The sequence below is a fragment of the Streptomyces sp. BYX5S genome (genome assembly GCF_054724165.1).
Window position 1 is genome coordinate 6,428,117 of sequence record NZ_CM138829.1, and the last position, 20,379, is coordinate 6,448,495.

The 20,379-nt window shown below is 71.4% G+C and carries 16 protein-coding genes; 10 read left to right on the forward strand and 6 right to left on the reverse strand.

Annotation, left to right across the window (positions count from 1 at the left end; all coding sequences use genetic code 11):
• The first annotated feature begins 125 nt into the window (after window positions 1-125).
• The 3 genes from ACYBSK_RS28925 to ACYBSK_RS28935 all read left to right on the forward strand — a co-directional run bounded on the left by ACYBSK_RS28925 (window position 126) and on the right by ACYBSK_RS28935 (window position 1,991).
• Window positions 126-515, forward strand: coding sequence for a hypothetical protein (locus ACYBSK_RS28925; protein ID WP_460243888.1), 390 nt, complete (start codon window positions 126-128; stop codon window positions 513-515).
• Between the two features lie 64 nt (window positions 516-579).
• A complete protein-coding gene (locus ACYBSK_RS28930) occupies window positions 580-1,137 on the forward strand; it encodes a hypothetical protein (protein WP_460243889.1) in 558 nt (185 codons plus the stop codon).
• 110 nt (window positions 1,138-1,247) lie between these two features.
• Window positions 1,248-1,991: a sporulation protein gene (locus tag ACYBSK_RS28935; RefSeq protein WP_460243890.1), complete on the forward strand. Its 744-nt coding sequence runs from the start codon at window positions 1,248-1,250 to the stop codon at window positions 1,989-1,991.
• A 105-nt stretch (window positions 1,992-2,096) separates the two neighbouring features.
• Here the strand turns inward: ACYBSK_RS28935 and ACYBSK_RS28940 are convergent, their stop codons facing one another.
• From ACYBSK_RS28940 to eccE, 3 genes are all read right to left on the reverse strand, one after another.
• Entirely contained in the window at window positions 2,097-4,646 is a 2,550-nt protein-coding gene (locus tag ACYBSK_RS28940; protein ID WP_460243891.1) for an AAA family ATPase, read from the reverse strand.
• 353 nt (window positions 4,647-4,999) lie between these two features.
• Window positions 5,000-6,613: a hypothetical protein gene (locus ACYBSK_RS28945; RefSeq protein WP_460243892.1), complete on the reverse strand. Its 1,614-nt coding sequence runs from the start codon at window positions 6,611-6,613 to the stop codon at window positions 5,000-5,002.
• Entirely contained in the window at window positions 6,613-8,019 is a 1,407-nt protein-coding gene (gene eccE / locus ACYBSK_RS28950; RefSeq protein ID WP_460243893.1) for a type VII secretion protein EccE, read from the reverse strand. The genes ACYBSK_RS28945 and eccE overlap by 1 nt, the downstream gene beginning before the upstream one ends.
• A gap of 257 nt (window positions 8,020-8,276) precedes the next feature.
• On the opposite strand from eccE, the gene eccB reads away from it, so the two are divergent.
• The 5 genes from eccB (at window position 8,277) to ACYBSK_RS28975 (ending at window position 14,605) form a co-directional block, all read left to right on the forward strand.
• Window positions 8,277-9,770: a type VII secretion protein EccB gene (eccB, locus tag ACYBSK_RS28955; RefSeq protein WP_460243894.1), complete on the forward strand. Its 1,494-nt coding sequence runs from the start codon at window positions 8,277-8,279 to the stop codon at window positions 9,768-9,770.
• A gap of 14 nt (window positions 9,771-9,784) precedes the next feature.
• On the forward strand, window positions 9,785-11,026 hold the full coding sequence (mycP, locus tag ACYBSK_RS28960) for a type VII secretion-associated serine protease mycosin (RefSeq protein ID WP_460243895.1): 1,242 nt from the start codon (window positions 9,785-9,787) through the stop codon (window positions 11,024-11,026).
• A 146-nt stretch (window positions 11,027-11,172) separates the two neighbouring features.
• Window positions 11,173-11,517 (forward strand): hypothetical protein, encoded by a 345-nt coding sequence (locus ACYBSK_RS28965; protein ID WP_457480197.1) that lies wholly within the window; start codon window positions 11,173-11,175, stop codon window positions 11,515-11,517.
• A 14-nt stretch (window positions 11,518-11,531) separates the two neighbouring features.
• A complete protein-coding gene (locus ACYBSK_RS28970; protein WP_460243896.1) occupies window positions 11,532-13,124 on the forward strand; it encodes a hypothetical protein in 1,593 nt (530 codons plus the stop codon).
• An 86-nt stretch (window positions 13,125-13,210) separates the two neighbouring features.
• Entirely contained in the window at window positions 13,211-14,605 is a 1,395-nt protein-coding gene (locus tag ACYBSK_RS28975; RefSeq protein WP_460243897.1) for a S8 family serine peptidase, read from the forward strand.
• A 116-nt stretch (window positions 14,606-14,721) separates the two neighbouring features.
• On the opposite strand, the gene ACYBSK_RS28980 is transcribed toward ACYBSK_RS28975, so the two are convergent.
• Window positions 14,722-15,396 (reverse strand): hypothetical protein, encoded by a 675-nt coding sequence (locus ACYBSK_RS28980; protein WP_460243898.1) that lies wholly within the window; start codon window positions 15,394-15,396, stop codon window positions 14,722-14,724.
• 528 nt (window positions 15,397-15,924) lie between these two features.
• Between ACYBSK_RS28980 and ACYBSK_RS28985 the strand changes: the two genes are divergently transcribed.
• Window positions 15,925-16,791: an immunity 49 family protein gene (locus ACYBSK_RS28985; RefSeq protein WP_460243899.1), complete on the forward strand. Its 867-nt coding sequence runs from the start codon at window positions 15,925-15,927 to the stop codon at window positions 16,789-16,791.
• Between the two features lie 131 nt (window positions 16,792-16,922).
• A complete protein-coding gene (locus tag ACYBSK_RS28990) occupies window positions 16,923-17,225 on the forward strand; it encodes a DUF397 domain-containing protein (RefSeq protein WP_457480202.1) in 303 nt (100 codons plus the stop codon).
• 85 nt (window positions 17,226-17,310) lie between these two features.
• Here the strand turns inward: ACYBSK_RS28990 and ACYBSK_RS28995 are convergent, their stop codons facing one another.
• Window positions 17,311-18,222, reverse strand: coding sequence for a protein kinase family protein (locus ACYBSK_RS28995; protein WP_457480203.1), 912 nt, complete (start codon window positions 18,220-18,222; stop codon window positions 17,311-17,313).
• A gap of 25 nt (window positions 18,223-18,247) precedes the next feature.
• Window positions 18,248-20,341, reverse strand: coding sequence for a serine/threonine-protein kinase (locus tag ACYBSK_RS29000; protein WP_460243900.1), 2,094 nt, complete (start codon window positions 20,339-20,341; stop codon window positions 18,248-18,250).
• Between the last annotated feature and the right edge of the window lie 38 nt (window positions 20,342-20,379).

Below are 20,379 nucleotides of genomic sequence, written 5' to 3' on the forward strand. Positions count from 1 at the left end.
GAACGCACGGAACTTTCGCCGTGCAGAAGTGCGAGCAGACGAAGGCGCGTACGAGTTCCTCGCGAGGGCCGTCCAGTTTCCGCGCGACCTGCACGGGGGAATTCCGGTCCGACGATCGCTCCTACGTGGACGACGACGCGGCGGTCACCATCGGCCAGAACGACGCACCGAGCAAGGACGGCACCGCGTACGTCGCGCGGCTGCTCGCCTCCGACGTGTCGGACCTCGAACTGGCCGCCCAGCACTTCGACTCCGACTTCATCGGGCATGCCATCACGGGTGACTATGAACTGGACAACACGAGGCGCGTGGCGTATTCGGCGGCCGCGGTCAGCGGTGGAACCATCTTCCTCGGCGCCGGAATCTTCTGCTTGATCGCGGACTGGCCGCGGCGTGGCGGCCCGAAGGTCAAGGAAGCCTGGAACGACGTATTGGGAATGCCGAGCCGCGTCGCGGTCATCTTTTTCACGGGCATCGGGATCGTCGGATTCATCGCTTCTGCCATCGCGATGTGAATTGATCCGCCCCCCCCCAGTCGTCTCGGTGCGTACATGGGCCCTTTCCGCTGGAGCATTCGGCATGCCTGAACTTCACAAGGCGACGCGCGGCCAACAACCCGCCTGGGCGGGCCGCATCACCGCCGCGGTCATCACCGTCGTCGCCCTCCTCCTCGCCGCGGTGTACGTCGTCCAAGGCATGGAGCGATCCGGGGTCACCGGCTCGACCGGGACCCTGACGGTGACGGACTGCTACCAGCGCGGCTCCCAGGGCCACACATGCGTGGGGCGGTACCTGCCCGGCTCCGGGCGGGACGCGGTGGACGGCGCGGTCGTCGAGCCCCGGTACGCCTACGCGAGCGGGGAGAAGGTCGCGGTCTCCGGTTCCGGCGCCTCGTACGCCGTCGTCAACTGGCGGGAGTCCGCCTGGTCGTTCTGCCTGGGCTTCTTCTATCTGGGCGCGTTCTCCCTCGTACTGCGCGCTCTGCCGAGCGGCTTTCAGCGCATGAGGGACACGGGCGAGTCCGCCCCGGACAGGTGGCGCGTCCTCACCGCGCCGGTGCGGGACGCGCTGTCGGGCTGGGGGTTCCTCGTGTCCCTCGTGGGGCTCGTCGTGTCGATCGTCGTTTATTCGATCTGAGGGAGGACGAACACCCCGGGCGGCGTCCCACGTTAGGGTTCGCGCGGCGGGTCGGGGCGGGCCTGGAAGGTCCAGGTGCGAGGAGCCGGTGGCCCGGGGAGTGGGTATTCGTGGCTTTTCGGAAGTTCCTCAGTTCGCTCGGAGTCGGTGCGCCCGAGGTCGAGACGACGCTCAGCGCGACGGCCGTACGGCCCGGTGACCAGGTGCAGTGCAGCGTGCGGCTCAAGGGCGGCTCCGTGGACATCGAGGTCGAGCGGGTCCGGCTGGAGGTCGTCACCCGGTTCGAGGACCAGGAGGAGTCCGAGACCCTGTGGAGCAACCCGGGTGTCATCAAGTCCCTCGTCCTCGGTGAGAAGTTCGACCTCAAGGCCGGTGAGACCAAGGACGGGCAGCTGACGATCGAGGTGCCGTGGGAGACGCCGCTGACGCACGTCCTGGGCGGGCGGCCGCTCAAGGGGGCGCGCGTGGCGGTGCGTACCGAGCTGACCATCGACAACGCCGTGGACCGCGGCGACTTCGACGAGATCCAGGTGCACGCGCTGCCCGCGCAGGACGCGCTGTTGCAGGCCTACGCCAACCTCGGTTTCCGGTTCGACGAGGCGGAGGTGAAGAAGGGCACCCCGAGCGGCGGCCAGAACTCGACGACCGACTACTGGCAGGAGATCGAGATGTGGTTCCCGTCGGACTACCGGCGCCCCGGCGGCCAGTTGGAGACGGTGTTCGTGGCGCGCCACGACTCGCTCGACCTGATCACCGGCCCGCACGGGCCGTACCCCTTCTCGTACGCCGACATCGACGTCCCCACGTGGACCGCCTGGCTCGACCAGCATCTGCGGGCCACGTTCCAGCGGTGAGGTGACAGCTGGGCGCGGGCGCGTGTGAGGATCCGCGTGCGCGTGCGCATACGAGGGAGGGGGCCACGTCCGACGCGGACGTGGCCCCCTCGCTCGTACCGCTGCCTACTGCGGCGGCTGCTGCGTCGTCCAGCCCGACGGCAACCCGCCCTGCTGCTGCGGCGGTTGCTGCTGCGAAGGCTGCGGGGCCTGGTGCTGCTGGGGCGCCGGGGGCTGCTGCTGCGGGTAGCCGTAGCCGGGCTGCGGGGCCGGGGGCTGCTGCTGGGGGAAGCCCTGCTGCTGCGGGTAGCCGGCCGGGGGCATGCCCGGCTGCTGGCCTCCGTACATGCCGCCGCCCGCCTGCATCTGGGCCTCGGCGCGCTGCGCGAAGTCCTCCGCGATCAGCGCGGCGATCTCGAAGTACGCCTCCCGGGTCTTCGGGCGCATCATGTCGAGGTCGACCTCGGCGCCCGCCGCCAGGTGCTCGTCGAACGGGACGACGACCACGCCGCGGCAGCGCGTCTCGAAGTGGCTGACGATGTCGTCCACCTTGATCATCTTGCCGGTCTCGCGGACACCGGAGATGACGGTGAGGGAACGCTGGACGAGGTCCGCGTAGCCGTGCGCCGACAGCCAGTCGAGGGTGGTGCTCGCGCTGGACGCGCCGTCCACCGACGGGGTCGAGATGATGACCAACTGGTCGGCGAGATCAAGGACTCCGCGCATCGCGGAGTACAGCAGCCCCGTGCCGGAGTCGGTCAGGATGATCGGGTACTGGCGGCCCAGGACGTCGAGCGCGGCGCGGTAGTCGGCGTCGTTGAAGGACGTCGAGACGGCCGGGTCCACGTCGTTGGCGATGATCTCCAGGCCGGAGGGGGCCTGCGAGGTGAAGCGGCGGATGTCCATGTACGAGTGCAGGTGCGGGATGTTCTGCACCAGGTCGCGGATGGTCGCGCCGGTCTCGCGGCGGACACGGCGGCCGAGCGTGCCGGCGTCCGGGTTCGCGTCGATCGCGAGAATCTTGTCCTGGCGTTCCGAGGCGAGCGTCGCGCCGATCGACATCGTGGTCGTCGTCTTGCCGACGCCGCCCTTGAGGCTGATGACGGCGATCCGGTAGCAGGACATGACCGGCGTACGCATCATCTGGAGCTTGCGCTGCCGCTCGGCCTCGGCCGCCTTGGCACCCAGCTTGAACTTGCTGGGGCCCTTGTTGTTGTTCTTGCGCTTCGGCTGGTTGCGCAGGAGACGGTCAGAGCTGAGCTCGACCTGCGCGTTGTAGCCGAGCGGCGCGCCGGGCGCCGAACGCTGCTGCCCGGCACCCGGGTCCCAGCCCGCACGCGGGTCAACCGCGGGCTGCGGGTACGGAGTCGGGGCGGGGGCCGGGGCCGGGGCCGGGGCCGGCTGAGCCTGCTGCGGCTGAGGGGCCCCCGGCACACCGAAGGCGCCAGGCGTGCCGGGCGTGCCGGGCGCACCTTCCTGGCCCGGCTGGACCGGAGGCTGCGGCTGCGCCGGGGGCTGCTGAGCCTGCGGCTGACCGGGCTGCGGCTGCGGCTGGCCCGGCTGCGGGTAGCCGTAACCACCGTCGGCGGGCGGCTGCGGGGCAGGCTGACCGTACGGCCCCGGCTGCTGAGGAGCGGGCTGACCGTACGGGCCGGGCTGCTGAGCGGCGGGCTGGCCGTACGGACCCGGCTGCTGAGCGGCGGGCTGACCGTACGGGCCCGGCTGCTGCGGCGCGGGCTGACCGTACGGACCCGGCTGCTGAGGAGGCATCGGCTGACCGGGCTGACCGGGAGCCGCCTGCTGCTGGGGCTGCGGTTGCGGCTGGGGCTGGGGCTGGGGGTAGCCGTAACCGGAGGCCTGCGGCTGCGGCTGCGCAGGGGGCTGCGGGTAGCCGTAACCCGAAGCCTGCGGCTGGGGCTGCGGTTGCGCAGGGGGCTGCGGAGCGGCGGGGTGCGGGTAGCCGTAACCGGGCACCGCGGGTGCGGGCTGGCCCGGGGCCGGCTGGGGCTGGCCCGGCTGGGGGTAGCCGTAACCACCGTCGACGGGGGGCTGCGGGGCGGGGGCGGCGGTGTCGGCGCCCGCCGGAGCCTGAGCCCCGGCCTGCGCAACCGGCTGGGCCTGCGTACCCGAACCGGCGGCGGGCTCGGCCTCGTTCACGGTCTCCGCGGCCTCGGGCTGCGCGCCCTCCGCCGGAGCCGCGGCCGCGGCGGAGTCCGTCCCGTCCTCGGCGGTGTCGTCGTCATCGTCGTCGTCCCCCCACAGGTCACCCGTGGGGTCGACCGCCCCGGACCGGTGGCTCGACGCGGCCGGGTCGGCGGCGGGAGCGGTCGGCGGGGCCGACGGCGCGGGCTGGGCGGGGGCGGGCGGAGCCGGCGGCGCGGGCGCGGGCGGCGCCGCGGGAGCGGCCCCCGCGGAACCCGTGCCCGGAGCCCCGAAGTTCGGGAAGCCGGGCGCGGCCGGCGGCGGCGTGGACCCCTCGGACGAGGGACCCGCCGAAGCGCCCGCGGGGTTGGCGGGCGGCGCGGGCGTGCCGGACGGCGGCGTCGTCGCACTCGGTTCACTTGGCTGCGCGTACCAGGACGGCGCGTCGAAATCGAGGCGGAACTCGCCGGTCAGTTCCGTCTCGATCGAACCGTCGCCGGGCTCCGGGTTCCGCTGGTCCCGGTCACTGGTCACTGTGCCTCCTGGTCTCTGCTGTGCACCTGAACGACCGGATCCGGCGGGACCTGGTGGGTCGCGCGTCGTCGCCCCCGACCGTCGCAGCGGCCCCGCATCACTTGCGTCTCAGCCGTTCGTCCCGACAGCGTAAACGGTGCGGGGCGGCCACCGTAAAGGCGGTACGCGTCACCACGTACCCGCTGTCTCCACGGAGCCACCCACCGCGACCGCCGGGATCCGCCCACCGCCGGACACTCCACCGCGGGCCGCGTCGTCCGTTCGACGCAGGCCGCGCAAGGTTGTCCGGCGCGGACCGCGTCGGGTGAACCGGAACGGAGCGTGCCGCACCGGTCCGTCCGACGCCGCCCGTGTCAGTCCATGCGGCGCGGGCCGCCGAGCAGCCCCGTCTCCGGTTCCGTCGGCTGCACCATCACGTACTGGTGCTTGTCCCCCGCGATCCACAGCATCGTGGCGTCGCTGAGCGTCGGCAGTGTCTGCGTGACGTGCTCGGGCAGCCGCAGCACCCGGCCGATGACCTCCGCCTCCTGCGGGGAGAGGTTCTGCAGGCCGATCACGTCGGCGCGGGCGAGCAGACGCGGCGCGCGCGGACCGAGGAACGGCACGACGGTGAGCGTCGACTGCCAGGGCGTCGGGGCGACTTGGGAACGTCCCGGCTGCGCGCCCAGGTCCCGTACGACGAGGACCGGGCTGGCGACCGACGCGCCCTGCGCGGCCATCTGGCGCGGCTCGTACACCGAGACGCACTGGAGCCCGCCGCCCGCGGCCTGCGCCATCGGCGCCCACGCGGCGGGCCGCACGGACTCGACGGCGATGCGCGCGCCGATGGCGGCGGTGCGCAGCGCGATGATCTGCGCGGTCCACATCGAGCCGACGACGACGATCTCGCGGGGCTTGGGCCGCAGTACGTCGAGCACCGCGGGCGCGCCCTGCGGGTCGACGCCGATGACGACGCCGTCGTCGCCGACGCTCACGCCGAGCGAGCCGAGCGACTTCTTCGACATGACGTGCCGCCGCCGGCGCGGGCCGCGCAGCCCGTAGCCGGGGCTGGTGAACTCCTCCTCGAACTCCGCGAAGTCGTCGTCGTCGGGTTCCTCGGGGAGCGCCCGGTGCGTCGGCCGGCCGGAGCCGACCTCGGGTGCGGGGGCGTACGTCATGGTGCCGGTGGCCGCCGTCGGCGCCGCCTGCTGCTGCACGTGGCCGACGCCGCCCGCGATGCCGCCGACGACACCGCCCTGGGACGGGTCCTGCGGCTGCTGCTGGTCCGGCCCCGGCTGCGGCTGCGCGTACTGCTGCTGGGCGGCCGCCTGCTGCTGCGCCGCGAGCTGCTGCTGGGCGGCCAGTTGCTGCTGCCGCTGCTGGTCCTGCCACTGGAGGCGGCGCGCCTCGGCCTCCTCGGCGCGGCGCTGCTCCTCCTGGTACCGGGCACGCAACTGCCGCTGTTCCTCGGCGTGTTGGGCCGCGGCCTGCTGTTGCTGCTGGGCGGCGGCCTGCTGCTGGGCGGCCGCGTGGTCGGGCGTGGCCTGCTGCGGGTAGCCGTAGCCGCCCTGCTCCGGAACGGGCTGCTGCTGTTGCTGCGGCTGCGCCTGCTGCTGCGGGTAGCCGTACGCGCCCTGCTGGTCCGGGGCGCCCTGCTGCTGCGCGGCGGCCTGCTGCGCCTCCCACTGGCGACGCCGCTCGGCGGCCTCCGCCGCACGGCGCTCCTGCTCCGCGTGCTGCTCGGGCGACACCTGCTGAGGCTGCTGCGGCTGAGGCTGTTGCTGCTGCGGGTAGCCGTACGCACCCTGCTGGTCCGGGGCACCCTGCTGCTGCGCGGCGGCCTGCTGCGCCTCCCACTGACGACGCCGCTCGGCGGCCTCCGCGGCGCGCCGCTCCTGCTCGGCGGCGTACGCGGCCGCCTGCTCGGGCGTCATCTGGCCGTCGGGGTCGTGCGGTCCCTGGTGTCCCTGGTTGCCGGGGGTGCTCATCAGCGCGTGCCTCCGAGGGGAAGAGTGGCGAGGAGGCCGGGCAGCTGCTCCCGGTCGAGTCGGACGAGGCCGGTCTTGAGGCCGGAGGCGGCGCGCTCGAGTTCGCGCTTGGCCTGCCCGAGTTCGTTCTCGCTGCGCGCCGACAGGCGTACGTGGCCGCTCACCGCGACGTCCTCACGGCCCGCGCGCGCGAGGGCGACGCTGAACGTGGTCGCGAGCGTACGGGTGGTGGACAGGCCGGACGCGAGCGCGCCGAGCGGCGTGCCACCGCGGCCGAGCTGCGGCCAGGTGCCGATCCAGTACGAGGCGTGCCAGCGGTCGTCGCACCGCCAGGCGCGCACGCTCTCCTCGGTACGGGGGCCCGAACGCCCTTGCTGGGACTGGGCGTTGAGGTTGGCGCGCGGGTTGACGCAGGTGGCGACGGAGAGCGCGGAGAGGACCGCGGACTCGTCGAGGACCTCGGCGACGAAGCCCTGTCCGTTGAGCCGGCTGATGAGCTGGTCGGCGGCGCGCAGCAGGGCGCGCTGGGCGCCGCGCAGGTCGCCGCCGCGGGCTTCGACGGCCTCCGGGCACAGCTCGGGGTCGAGCTTGAGGGCGACCCACGTCATCCGCACCGCCGGCGTCCCGGCCTGCGCCTGGAGCGCGGCGTACGCCTGCGCGGCGAGAGCCTGCGGCGGGAGGTGCGGGGCGGGCGCGGGCTGGGTGTACTGCACGAGCTGCACCGATTCGAGGTGGATGTCCTCGACGTCGAGGGCGTCGGCGAGCAGTTCGACGGGCAGCGGACGCGCGTCGCCCTGCGGGCGCAGCGGGCCGGGCGCGGAGTCCACCTGAACGAGTGCCGTCAGGAACGTCCCGTCGCCGACGAAGCCCACCAGGCGCCGGTCGCGCGCCTCGTACTCGTACGTGCGCAGGCTCGGGTCGGCCTCGAGGAGCGGGGCGAATCCGCTGTCGATGTCGGCGGGCGGCGGTCCGTTGAAGGCGCGGCGGCGGCGCTTGAGGGCGCGGCCGATCGCCATCCACTCGGGCAGCGGGTGCCGGCGGCGCCGGCCGAGCTGGAGGAAGACGAGGAGACCGCCGACGATGGCGGCGGGCACCATCAGCACCGCCTTGATCGCGGCGGCCGCGACGACGAGCGCCAGGGCGATCTCGATGATGATCAGGTGGTGCGTGCTGATCGGTCCGAAGCTGCCGATCTTGCGGGGCAGCTTCGGCCGGGCCGGAGCCGCGGGCTGTTGCTGGACGGGCGGCGCGGCGACCTGGGCGGTACGGCTACCGCGCCCGCCCCGCCCGCCCTGCCCACCCGGTCGACCGCTGGGACGGCCGCCGGAACGGCCGCCTCCGCGGCGCCCGTTCGGGGCCGGTCGCCCCTGATTGCCGCGCTGTCGGGTCCTGCTGGCGCTGGACATCCCCCGCCCTGCTCCTTCGCTCGCTGCTGTGATGAATCGTGATGGCCGGCTGGGCTGAATCGGCCCGAATCGGACCGCCCCGGGCCATCGGGACCCAACGTCGGCTGGCGCGTGGAAAAACCGTACCCGTACGCTACGGCCCGATCACCACACGGCATAGTAGAGGCCCGTGCGGCGCACGCGCCGGGGGTGGTCGAGAAGTGGACCCGCAGCAATAGTCCAGCACGGTCCAGCGAGGACGGGGAGAATACGTAACGATGGCATCACGTCGTGATGAACTGAATGCCTACAATTTCGCACGCAAGCGGACCGTTGCCGCTTTTCTCAAGCCACTCCCCAATGGATCGGTGGACAGCGCCCCGAGGCCTCTCAAGCACGCGGTGCCCGGCATCGTCATGGCAGTCGTGATCCTGGCGGGCTTCGGCGCCTGCGGCATGATCAGCCCGGTGGCCCCGGAGGGCTGGGACACCCCCGAGGCCGGGATCATCGTCACGGACCCGTCGGCGACTCGCTATGTCGTGCTCAAGTCAGACGAAAAGGACAAGAACGGCAAGGACATCCCCGTTCTGCATCCGGTGCTCAACCTCGCTTCGGCGAAGCTTCTGCTGAACCCGAAAAAGAGCGGTGACGGTTCCGTGAAGACCGTCAAGGAAAAGTTCCTCGACGAATCGGATATCGCTCAGGGTTCGATGGTCGGAATTCCCTACGCCCCCGACCGAATGCCCAGCGCCAAGGACGCCGGTACGGCGAAGGTTTGGGCTCTGTGCCAGCAGGCGAGCGCCGGTTCCGACACGACATCGGTGCAGCAGACCGTGTTCGTGCTCGACAAGAGCGACGCGAAGAAGGTCACGGCCAAGGACTCGGGCAAGCTGGCGGGCGACAAGGCCCTGTACGTCCAGGACAAGAGCGGCATGCCGTACCTGGTGAGCAGCAAGGGCGTCGCGTACAAGCTCACCGACGGCCGCACCGGCGACCTCGACGCGCTCGTCCGCACCCTGTTCGGCAACCAGGCGCAGCCGCGCACCGTCACGGACGACTGGCTCGCCACGCTCACCCAGAGCCCGACCGCGATCTCCATGCCGTACGTGCCCGGTGACGGAACGGGCTCCACCGCGGACGGCGTCCCGGAGAAGTACCGCACCACCGGCACGCTGCTGAAGACCCGCAACGGCCAGCACTACCTCGTCGAGCGGGACCGCGTCATCGCCGTCACCGACTTCCAGACGAAGCTGCTCAAGGAGACGCTGAGCAACCCGCAGCCGGCGACGATCCAGGAGACCGCCCTGCGGCCGGACACCGGCAGCCTCTCCGGCGGCGGCACCTGGCCCGCCCAGGCCGTCGAGCTCGCCAACGGCGGTCAGAACGACACCTCTTGCTCCGTCTACCACGGCGGCAAGTCGACCGGCCTGACCACCTGGGCCGGCACCTCCCTGCCCATCAGCTCGATCGCGTCCAGCGCCTCCTCGTACGTGAGCCCCGGCAGCGGCCTGCTCTACCAGGAGCAGGAGGGCAAGTCCTCCAGCGGCTTCAACTACCTGGCCACCGACACGGGCCTGCGCTACTACCTGCCGGTCAACAACGACTCCGGCAAGGACACCTCGGGCTCCGACAAGCAGGAGGTCAGCCAGGCGAAGATCCGCCTCGGCTACGAGAGCGCGCAGAAGGTCACGGTGCCCGCTCAGTGGTCCCAGTTGCTGCCGTCGGGGCCCGACCTGACCACCACGGCCGCGAAGCAGACGCAGAACTCCTAGGGGGAGCAGACACCGTGGCATCCATTGCCTCCACGCGTCGCGTGGCCGTGGCCCTCGCGGCGACCGCCGCAGTTGCCGGACTGACCACCCCTTCCGCGGTCGCCGACGACAACCCCGGCACCCAACTGGCCAACACCGACTGCCAGTTCGGCGGCAACCTGATCAAGGGCACGCCGTGGTCACTGCAGCGGGTGATCACCGAGCAGCTGTGGGAGGGCGGCGCGACCCAGGGTGAGGGCGTGACCGTCGCCGTCATCGACACGGGCGTCGACACGAAGAACGAGCAGCTGGCGGGGAAGGTCCTGGGCGGCAAGTCGTTCGCGAAGGGGTCCAAGGCCACGACGGACGGTGTCGGCCACGGCACGAAGGTCGCCGGCATCATCGCGGCCTCCCCCATCACCGGTTCGGGCTTCCACGGCCTGGCCCCGAAGGCCAAGATCCTGCCGCTGCAGACCAGCACGGCGGAGGAGGGCGGCAACCTGGCGACGATGGTCGACGCGATCAACGCCGCCGTCTCGGCCAATGCCAAGGTCATCAACATCTCGCAGGGCACGACGGCGAACGTCTCCAAGATCCCCGTCCTCCAGGCCGCGGTGAACAGGGCCGAGGCCAAGGGCATCCTCATCGTCGCCTCGGCCGGCAACAGCGGCGCGTCCGGCAAGCCCGTCGACACCTACCCGGCGGCCCTGCCCAACACCAACGTCCTGTCCGTCGCGGCCTCCGACCGCAACAACGAACGCGCCCCGTTCTCCACGCCGAACAAGCACGTGGACATCGCGGCCCCCGGCGTCGACATGGTCTCGACCGTCCCGCAGGGCGGCCAGTGCGTCGACCAGGGCACGTCGTTCTCCGCCCCGTACGTGGCCGGGGTCGCGGCCCTGCTCAAGCAGAAGCACCCCAAGTGGACGCCCGAGCAGATCATCTGGCACCTCGAGGACACCGCGTCGCGCTCGCACGCCTACCGCGACAACAACATCGGCTGGGGCGTCGTCGACCCGGTGGCCGCCATCAAGGACGAGACCCCGCCGACGCAGCAGATCACCAACGAGGACCTGCAAGGCGCGTCCGGATCGAAACACGGCGACGAAGAGAAGATCATCCCCGCCCAACTGACCCTGGGCGAAACCCCGGCGGAGCGCAACGCCCGCTTCGGCGCCTACCTGGTGATCGGCGGCGGCCTCGGCCTCGCGGTGATCGCGGCGGGAGCGATGGCGCGGCGGGACTGGTTGCGGCGGCGGGGCGAGGATGTTCTGTAGGGGGCGTTCTGCAGAGGACGTTCTGTGAGAGAACCTGTGCTCGACTTGTGAGTTCGGTGTACGGCGGGCGATTCTAGTGACGTCGGCTGTGCACTGAACTGCGCGCTGTACAACGGAATTAGGGGAAACGGGGAAGGCGGCCTGCGATGGCTGGTGAGGGTTACGAGGTCGATCTTGATGCGCTTGACCAGGTGGTCAAGGAGCTGAATCAGGTCCTCAGCGACATGAGCGGACCGAAGGACAAGGCCAAGTACGGCACGTACTTGCCGAACGGGGCGCTGGGGAACGGGTTCTCGGAGGCGCAGGAGCTGTACAACGCGCACGGCGAGATGAAGCAGAAGATCGAAGTCGACATGATCGAGAAGATCGAGAAGCTCGTCGACAAGTTCGGCAAGAAAACGGACAAGGCTCGCGGTGTCTACCAGGACGCCGAGGCCGACAACACGGTCAAGGAGACCGGCGGCTCGGGCGTCGCGGACCGTAACGGCTGAAGGGGGACGGGGAGATGGTGGCGGACGCGGCATCGGGTGGCGGTCTGAGCGGCGGCGGCTCGGGCAAGGGCTGGGACACCCAGTTCAACATGAATGACCTCGACAAGCTGAAGCAGATGGTCCAGGACGCCAAGCCTCAGACGGTCAAGGAGGTCGCGCAGAACTGGACGGAGGTCAAGGAGCACCTCGTCGGCTCCGACGGCGCAGGCGGCCTCAAGCTGCAGTTCGACAATGCGGTGAAGAAGGTCCTGGAGAAGTGGAAGGGCGCCTCCGCGGACAAGTTCCGGGAAGAGGCGGACAAGATCAGCCAGGAGATGGCCAAGGGCGGCGGCTACGCCGAGCGGGCCGGTACGGCGATGGACAACTCCGCTGACAACCTCTACCAGATCCAGGATCAGGTCCAGAGCATCGACGTCAGCTGGTGGGACGAGGCGTGGGACACCGCGACGGACATGTTCAGCAACATGTCCGCCAAGGACTACGCGATGATGATCGCCAATCCCGGGACCGCGCTGTACGCCGACTACCAGCTCTACCAGAGCGTCAGGAGCTCCGGGGGCAGCATCGACGCCGACCTCGCCAGCGGCATCGACACCCAGCACGTCATCGACAAGTGGGGTGACAAGATGGGCGCGAAGAAGCAGGCTGCGCTTCAGGCCGCTCAGCACTTGGAGCAGCTCGGGAGTGCCTACAAGACGAACGCGTCGGCCTTGAAGGATCCTGGCAACGTCTACAATCCGCCCAAGGTCAAGACCCCTGACGTCAACGGCCCCGGTGACATGAACGTCCCCGGCGCCGGCGGCACGAACCCGGGCATCAGCGGCGGCACCGGTATCGGTGGCGGCGGAGTCGGCCAGGGCATCCCCGGCTTCGACGCGAACGGCCTGAAGCCGCCGACCACGTCGACCCTTCCTTCCGACGCGTCCCAGATCGGTACGGGTCTGGAGAGCGCGGGCCCCGGCCTCACCACGGGTGGCGGCGCGGGCCTCGGATCCGGTGCCGGCCTCGGAGCCGGTGGTGGCGTCGGCGGCGGAGGAGCCGGGCTCGGCGGTGCGGGCGGCGGCATCGGCGGAGGCATGGCAGGCGGCCTCGCCGGTGGTCTGGCCGGCGGCGCGGCGGGCCTTGCCCGTGGCGCGGGCGGCGCGGGTGCTCGCGGTGCGGGTGCAGCGGGCCGCGGCCTCGGCGCCGGTGGTGCCGCGGGACGCGGTACCGGTGCTGCCGGACGCGGCATGGGCGGCATGGGCGGCGGCGCCGGTGCCGGCGGTGCTGCCGGGCGCGGCACGGGTGGCGCGGGCCGGACGGGCGCCTCCGCTCGTACGAAGGGCGGCGTCATCGGCGGTGCGAAGGGCAAGACCGGCGGGGCGTTCACCCCCGGCGGTACGGGACTTCGCAATCGCGGCGGTGCCGCGGGCGGCGCCGGAGCCGGAGCCGCAGGCAGGGGCCAGAACGGCCGCAACGGTTTCGGTCCTGCCGGGGCCGGCGGACGCGGAGCCGGAAGGCAGCAGGGCGAGGGCGGGAACAACAGCCGTCGACCTGACTACCTCGTCGAGGACGAGGACACCTGGACGCCGAAGCAGCGCAAGGCGAACCCTCCGGTCATCGAGTAACGAGATACCGTTCGTGGGGCCCACGACCACCCGGTCGTGGGCCCCACGTACGACAGCAGGTAATTCACCCAGAAAGGTGTCAGAGCATGCGCTTCGCGCACAGAACGCTACGCGCGATCGGCGGCGCGGCCATGGTGGGAGCCCTGGTGCTCGGCACCGCATCGGCCGCGTCGGCGGACGCGACCCGCGACGGACAGTGGCAGAACAAGGCCTTCGACATCGACGCCGTACACAAGGTCGCCACCGGCAAGGGTGTCACTGTCGCCGTACTCGACGACGGCGTGGATGGGACCCACCCCGACCTGACGGGCAACGTGCTGTCCGGCGAGCGCTGCAAGGACGGTCAGGCAGCCAACAAGGAGATCCTCGACGACCACGGCACAGGTATGTCGTCACTGATCGCCGGTCACGGCCACGGTGCGGGCAACAGCCAAGGGATGTTGGGGCTGGCGCCGGACGCCAAGATCCTCCCAGTGGACATCTTCGACACGGAGGGAGGCGCGGTCGGCGAGGAGGGCTCGCACTCCTGCTCCTACGAAGACGCCGTTCGTTACGCCGTCGACCAGGGCGCCGACGTCATCAACATCGCCCAGGACGTGGATTACGCGGACGCCTCGGACAAGAGGGCCATCGCCTACGCGATCGAACACAACGTGGTCGTGGTCCAGGGTTCCGGGAACAGCGGTTCTCGACGCGACAAGGCCCTCGGTACCGTCCCCGGCGCCGTCCTCGTCGGCGGCTCCACCCAGAGCGGAGCACCGTGGGAGGACCAGAACTACTCCAAGTCCCTGATGTTCACCGCCCCGGCCAAGGACATCACCGTCGCCACCGCCAACGGCGACTACAAGGACGCGGGCGGCAACACCGTCAAGGGTGATTACCTCACCACCGATGGCACGTCCATGTCGACGGCCATCGCCTCCGGCGCCTTCGCCCTGCTCAAGGAGAAGTTCCCGGACTACACCCCCGGGCAGCTGGTCAACCGTGTCATCAAGTCCACGTACATCGCCGACGGCGTCAACAAGTCGAAGCTGCCCGACCCCTACCACGGCTACGGTGACCTGAGCCCCCTCAAGGCGCTCACCCAGGACATCCCCAAGGGCGGTGCGAACGGCCCGTGGGACCTGTCCTCGCTCCCCAAGGCGTCCGGCCAGGACAGCGGCAGCGCGGCCGGGGACTCCTCCTCGGACGCCGCCTCCGACTCCTCGGACAGCGACAGCTCGAACATGCTGCTGTACGTCGGCATCGGTGTCGGCGCACTCGTCCTCATCGCGGTGATCGTGATCATCGTCGTCGTCTCGCGCAACAGGAACAACGGCGGCGGTCCCGGCGGTCCGGGTGGCCCCGGCGCTCCCGGCACGATGCCGCCCCCGGCCTACCAGCAGGGCGGCTACCCCCCGCAGCAGCCCCAGCAGCCCGGCCCGTACGGCCAACAGCCCAGCCAGCAGCCGCCACCGCCGTGGGGCACTCCGCGCCAGTAGGCCCCAGCAGGAACACGTACCCAGCAGCACCGCAGCACCGAGGCCCGTGACCGCCGAACCCGGTCACGGGCCTCACGCATGCCACCCCCACGGCCGCGCCACAGCCAGGGCACCGCCTAGCGCGCGACGCGCATGGCCTTACGGACGTTCCCCGTGAGCTCCGCCGCCTCCTCGGTCGACAGACCGAACTTCCCGTCGTACGGGGTCACCAGCGCGACGGTCGAGTAGTCGGCCCACCCGCACACCGTCGTCTCGCGGTCCGCGTCGTCGTTGTCGAAGCTGTCCACCTTGAGGTCCGCACACCTCATCGCCGCGCCGTCGAGGGAGTCCGCCTCGGTGTCCTCTTCCACGTCCAGTGACGCGACGACGTGCCCGGGAGCCTTGTCCGCGGTCTCGCGGACGTTGTTCCTCACGACGTCGAAGTAGTAGGCCAGGGCCAGTTCGGGGTTGTGGAACTCGCCGTAGCCGCCCGTGACCGTGAACCGTTTGCTGTTCTCCGCGCGCTGCAACGTGTCCTGGGCCGCGTCCGGATCAGAGGTGTTGGCGCCGTTGAGGAGTTCGTCGGAGTAGCTCGCGGCGATCTCCGTGGGCTTCTTCATCTCGTGCCACTCCAACTCCTTCGGATCGTCCGTCGCGAGGCGTGGATCCGTTGCGTCGCCGGAGCGGTAGTACGGGGCGAACGACATCGTCGACGGCGCGGTCAGCTTGTGCGGGCCGTCGTCCTGGGGTCCCTGCGACTTGACGTACCAGAACACGCCACCGCCAGCAGCCACCAGCAGCGCCAGCCCCACCGCGGCGAGCGTCGCGCACGTCCTGCCCGCGCTGCCTTGGCGCTGCGGCGGGTAACCACCCGGCTGCGACGGGCCTCCCCAACCGCCGTACTGCGCTTGGCCGTTCGGTCCGGGCGCGTACGGTCCTGGCTGTCCAGGCTGCCCCGGGAGCACTGGCTGCGAGTAGGGACCGGGAGGCGCGGGAGGCGGCCCGGCAGGTGCGGGCTGCTGCCCGTACGGCCCCGGTTGTCCGCCGTAGGGGCCCGGCTGCTGGGGCGGTCCGGCGTACGGGCCCGGGTGGTTGCTGCTCACGACGTGAAGTCCCTCTCCTCAAGAATGCGTCGCTACATCCTCTCGGACCCACGGCCCCCGTACGCCCCACGAGCGGCGCCCTCCACGAAAGATCCTGGTTCGACGGTGCGCATTCCTGCCTCGGTCGCGGTTCGCGGCGCCCTGGAGAATGCGAGCACCCAGCCCTCCGTCTCACCGCGAAGGCTTTCGCCGGCTACGACTGTGCATCGCCCTCAATGAGCAACAAGGAGATTTTCCGTGACCGTGAACGTGACCATCGAACGGCACATCACGCCGCGCGCTGACGCTGCCGAGTTCGCCGGACGGATCAGCGAGGAAGTCGCGCTACAGGTCGACGACTTGGAAGCCTCGACCGGCATGATCGACTTTGCGTTCATCACCTCCCGTACGGCGCTGAACGCTCATCTCGTGGCCGATCCCCGAGCAGGCGCCATCGAGACCTGGGAAGCCGCCGTGACGGCCATGCAACTCGGCTCCGCGCTCTTCACCGTCAGCGGCAGCGACGAAGGCACCTTCGAGTGCCGCATCAACCGCAAGCCACGCACCCTGGCCGCAATCGGCCGACAATCGGCCGCCGACGCCGGGAACTGGATCGACGCCTTCTGGCTGGCCGTCATCTGCCGCGAACCGGACCGCATGACGCGACTGTGCGAGATCCCGCTGGAGCGGCTGCGCGCCCCCGAAGGCGCCTACGACGAGTACATCTACCACTGGGTCGACACCCTGCAGACCTACTGGCTGCGCCGCCCCGGACTCGTCGAAAAACTCACCACCACACTTCAGATGTCCGACCCCTCGGTCGCCCGCACCACGCCGAAGGATCTCCTCCAGGGCGTCCTGTATCCACCGATCAACCTCTTCTACCACTTCGTCCGCAGAGACACAGAAGGCTTCAGCCCCGCCCTCGAAGAAGCCCTCAAACTCCACAAGACCTACTGGACCCTGAACGAGGACCGGGCGGAGGACATCGACGGCGCCCTCGCCCTCGGCCCCCTCGCCATCGCCTGCTGGGCCCACGACGGCGAACTCCCGATCCACGTGGAATCCGAGTACCTGCCCAAACACCTCCTCACCCACGGCTGGCTCGGCGAATTCCCCACCTGACCAACCCACGCCCCCGGGCGACCAGCGGGCCACCGGCACAGGTGAATACGGGGAAGACACGGGACGGGCGCGGGTCAACTCTCGCTAAGCTGAACCCGTTTCACAGGGAGCGACGGAAGGGCTGATGCGGCGTGGGGACTACAGGCGAGACGCCGGAAGAGGTTCAGGCCCGTAAGGAGCGCGAGAAGGACGAGTTGTACGCGCTCGACATCTCCGGTGTCACGTGGGAGAGCGCGCCCGGCACCGAGCAGGACGAGGAGCGCGTCGAGATCGCGAAGCTGCCGGGCGGCGCCGTCGCGATGCGGTCGTCGCTGGAGCCCCAGACGGTGCTGCGGTACACCGAGGCGGAGTGGACGGCGTTCGTGCTCGGGGCGCGGGACGGGGAGTTCGACCTGGAGGCGGCGCCGCTCCGGCAAGCGGGCGGCGACGCCTAGGGCCCTTCTGACGGATCTTGCTGGAGTCGCGGAGCCGAACGATGCGGCCTCCCGGGCCCAGCCTGACCCGTCAGAAGGGCCCCAGTCAGTGACCAGGGGCCGGCGGCTGCACGGGCAGGTCCGCGTCCAGGATCGACGCCGACTGGTGGGCCAGCGCCGCGACCAGGCGGGACGGCAGCCAGCCGGGCGTCAGCAGTCGTGAGGCGTGGTCCGTCGTGCCGAAGCCGGTGGGGCGGGCGGCAGTCGGCGAGTCCGCTCCGCCGCTCAATTCGACGACCAGCTCCGCCAGTTGAGGGCGTACAACCGGGTCGCGGGAGAGGCTTCTGCTGATCAGGGAGCGCAGGGACGGCGGGAGTTCGTCGCGTTCCGGGACCGTGTGGCCCGTCGCCGCGTACGCGAGGGTGGCGCCCAGCGCGTAGACGTCGCCGAGTGGGCGCGGCCTGCCGCCCGCCAGTTGTTCGGGCGCGAGCGCCGTGCCGTCGATGCCCGGCAGGTCGCGCCGCGCCGCCCCCTCGGGTGCCGCCGCCCGTACCGCGCCGAAGCAGTCGAGGCGCGGGCCGTCGAAGGAGAGCAGGACGGCCGCCGGGGACAGCCCCGCGTGCACCAGGCTCTGGCCGTGGATGACGGAGAGGGTTTCGGCGAGGGCGACACCGAGGGCGCGTACGGTGCGCTCCGGCAGCGGCCCGCCGTGCAGCGCGAGCGCCGTCGGCAGCGGGAGCACGGGCACGTACGGGCGCGCGTGCCAGGGGGTGTCGCCGGGCTGCGCGAGCTCGACCGTGGGCAGCGTCCACGTGCCCAACAGGTAGCGCGCGGCGTCCGCTTCGGCCATGAAGCGGTTCGGGTCGGCGCCGGGGGCCGGGGTGTGGAGGAGGACGGTGCGGTCGCCGCCGGGGGTGCGGGCGACCCAGCGGGCGGCCGGGACCGGCCGCTCCTGGTGGGCGGGGTCGATGGGCGTGAGCAGGAGGTACGGGCCGACCTGCCGGGCAGCGCTCTGCATGTGTGTCACCAAGTCAACCAATCCCTCAGAAGACGCCGAGCGCCTGCACGGTGCTGTCGAGCAGCAGGAAGACCCGGTTCCCGTCGGCGGCGAGCTGTGAGTAGTGGGGCCGCGGGTACCGCGTCGTCCAGCCGTTCTTGCCGTCCTTCTGCGGGAAGGCCTTCAGTTGCAGCTCCCCGATCCCGCCGCCGTCGTCGACCGACCAGACGGCGCTGCCCTGCGCGAATACCCGGCTGGCGGTGGACGGGCCGACCGCGAACCACTGCTGCTGGCCGTCGGACCGGCCGAGACACCGGGTGACGTCGGCGGCGTTGGCGTACACGTGGGAGCCGTGCACCTCCACCGGGCCCCACTTCGTGTAGTCGGAGTTGATCGAGGCGAGCGGCATGGTGGTCCACACGAGACGGCCGTCGGTGAGGGTGTGGGCCTCCAGGGTGCGGCCGTTGAGGTACACGGTGTCCCCGGCGACGACGGGGCGGACGACCGCCTCGGACTCGTCGGTCTGCTGCCAGGCCGTGCGCCCGTCGGCGGTGCGCACCGCGAGCACGGTGCCGTCGGTCGACGGGACGACGAGGACGCCCTTGCCGACGGCCGCCGGGCCGTGCAGTTTTCCGCGGAACTTCGCCGGTGCGGTGACCGTCCAGCGCACCTCGGCGTCCTTGGCGCCGACGCAGCGCAGCCGGTCGTCCTTCGTGGTCACGTACACCGCGTCGGTGTCGGCGGCCAGCAGCGTCTCGGCCTCGGCCCCCGCGCACGTCCACTTGGCCTCGCCGGTGGCGGGCACGAAGGTGTGCAGCGTGCCCTGCTCGTCGGCGCCGACGACGAGCCGGTCGGCCAGCGACACGTAGCCGCTCTTGGCGCGGATGCCCTCGGCGGTCCACCGCTGCTTGCCGTCCTCGACGGCGTGCGCGCCGATGCCGCCGGAGCCGAGGGCGAAGACCAGGACGTCCCGTACGGGGAGCAGTTCGGGCGAGGTGGCGTCGGCGGTGGAGACGGACCACAGCTTCATGGAGCCGCCGTTCTCGACGTAGTCGTCGGTCGGCTTGGACTCCAGTGCGCGGACGGGGGTCTTCGCCGCGGCCGGGATGTCGAAGAGGGCCCGGTCGTCGCGCGAGCCGTACCACCACGCGGCCGTGCCGGCGCCCGCCGCCGCGACGGTGCCGCCGACGGCGAGGGTCGTCAGCAGGCGTCTTCGTGACATGGCCGGCTGCGGTGGCCGCGTCCCGCCCACGAGGGTGGTCGACAGGTGCTTGGCGCCGGTCTCCCGTTCGGTGATCGCGTCGGCGATGGAGCCGCGCCGCCAGGTCTTCTCCGCGCCCTTGGGCGGCCGCATCGCCTCGGCGATCTGGGCGGGCGTGGGGCGGTGGGCCGGGTCCTTGGCGAGGCAGGGCGCGATCAGTGACGTCAACTCCGGTGCGATGCCCTGGAGTTGGGGATCGCCGTGCACGACCTCGTACTGGACGGCCGCCACGTGTCCGCCGTCGAACGCGCGCCGCCCGGTGGCCGCGTACACGAGGACCGCGCCCAGCGAGAAGACGTCCGCGGCCGGGGTGACCCGGTGGCCGAGGACCTGTTCGGGCGCCCCGTAGCCGGGGGTGACCGGCACCTCGCCGGTCGTGGTGAGGGTCAGTCCGTGCTCGGGGCGGGCGATGCCGAAGTCGATGATGCGCGGGCCCGTCGACGTGAGCACGATGTTCGGCGGCTTGAGGTCGCGGTGGATGAAGCCCGCCGCGTGGATGTCGGCGAGGGTGTGCGCGAGGGAGGCGGCGAGGGCGCGCAGGGCGGGTTCGGGCAGCGGTCCGTGCGCCTCGACGGCCTGGTCGAGGGTGAGGCCCGCCAGGAACTCGGTCGCCATCCACGGCCGGCCGCCCTCGGTCCACGCGCCGAGGACGTTCGCGACTCCTTTGCTGCGCACGGCCTGCGCGGCCTGCGCCTCGCGCACGAAACGCTGGGCGAGGTGCGGGTCGTGGGCGAGTTCGGGCTTGAGCACCTTGACCGCGGCGAGCGTCGCGGCGCCGTCCTGACCGACGTACACCTTGCCCATGCCGCCCTCGCCGAGCACGCCGAGCACGCGGTAGGGACCGAGGCGGAGGGGGTCGCCGATGCCGAGGGGTTTCATGGTGGGGGCCTTCTGCCGGGGCGGGGAGGTGTCGGGGG

Bases quoted from the DNA above. Each gene is read 5' to 3' on its own strand.
- ACYBSK_RS28930 (WP_460243889.1), top strand. From the start codon at position 580: ATGCCTGAACTTCACAAGGCGACGCGCGGCCAACAACCCGCCTGGGCG.
- ACYBSK_RS28965 (WP_457480197.1), top strand. From the start codon at position 11,173: ATGGCTGGTGAGGGTTACGAGGTCGATCTTGATGCGCTTGACCAGGTG.
- eccE (WP_460243893.1), bottom strand. From the start codon at position 8,019: ATGTCCAGCGCCAGCAGGACCCGACAGCGCGGCAATCAGGGGCGACCG.
- ACYBSK_RS29000 (WP_460243900.1), bottom strand. From the start codon at position 20,341: ATGAAACCCCTCGGCATCGGCGACCCCCTCCGCCTCGGTCCCTACCGC.
- ACYBSK_RS28970 (WP_460243896.1), top strand. From the start codon at position 11,532: ATGGTGGCGGACGCGGCATCGGGTGGCGGTCTGAGCGGCGGCGGCTCG.
- ACYBSK_RS28995 (WP_457480203.1), bottom strand. From the start codon at position 18,222: ATGCAGAGCGCTGCCCGGCAGGTCGGCCCGTACCTCCTGCTCACGCCC.
- ACYBSK_RS28945 (WP_460243892.1), bottom strand. From the start codon at position 6,613: ATGAGCACCCCCGGCAACCAGGGACACCAGGGACCGCACGACCCCGAC.
- ACYBSK_RS28975 (WP_460243897.1), top strand. From the start codon at position 13,211: ATGCGCTTCGCGCACAGAACGCTACGCGCGATCGGCGGCGCGGCCATG.
- eccB (WP_460243894.1), top strand. From the start codon at position 8,277: ATGGCATCACGTCGTGATGAACTGAATGCCTACAATTTCGCACGCAAG.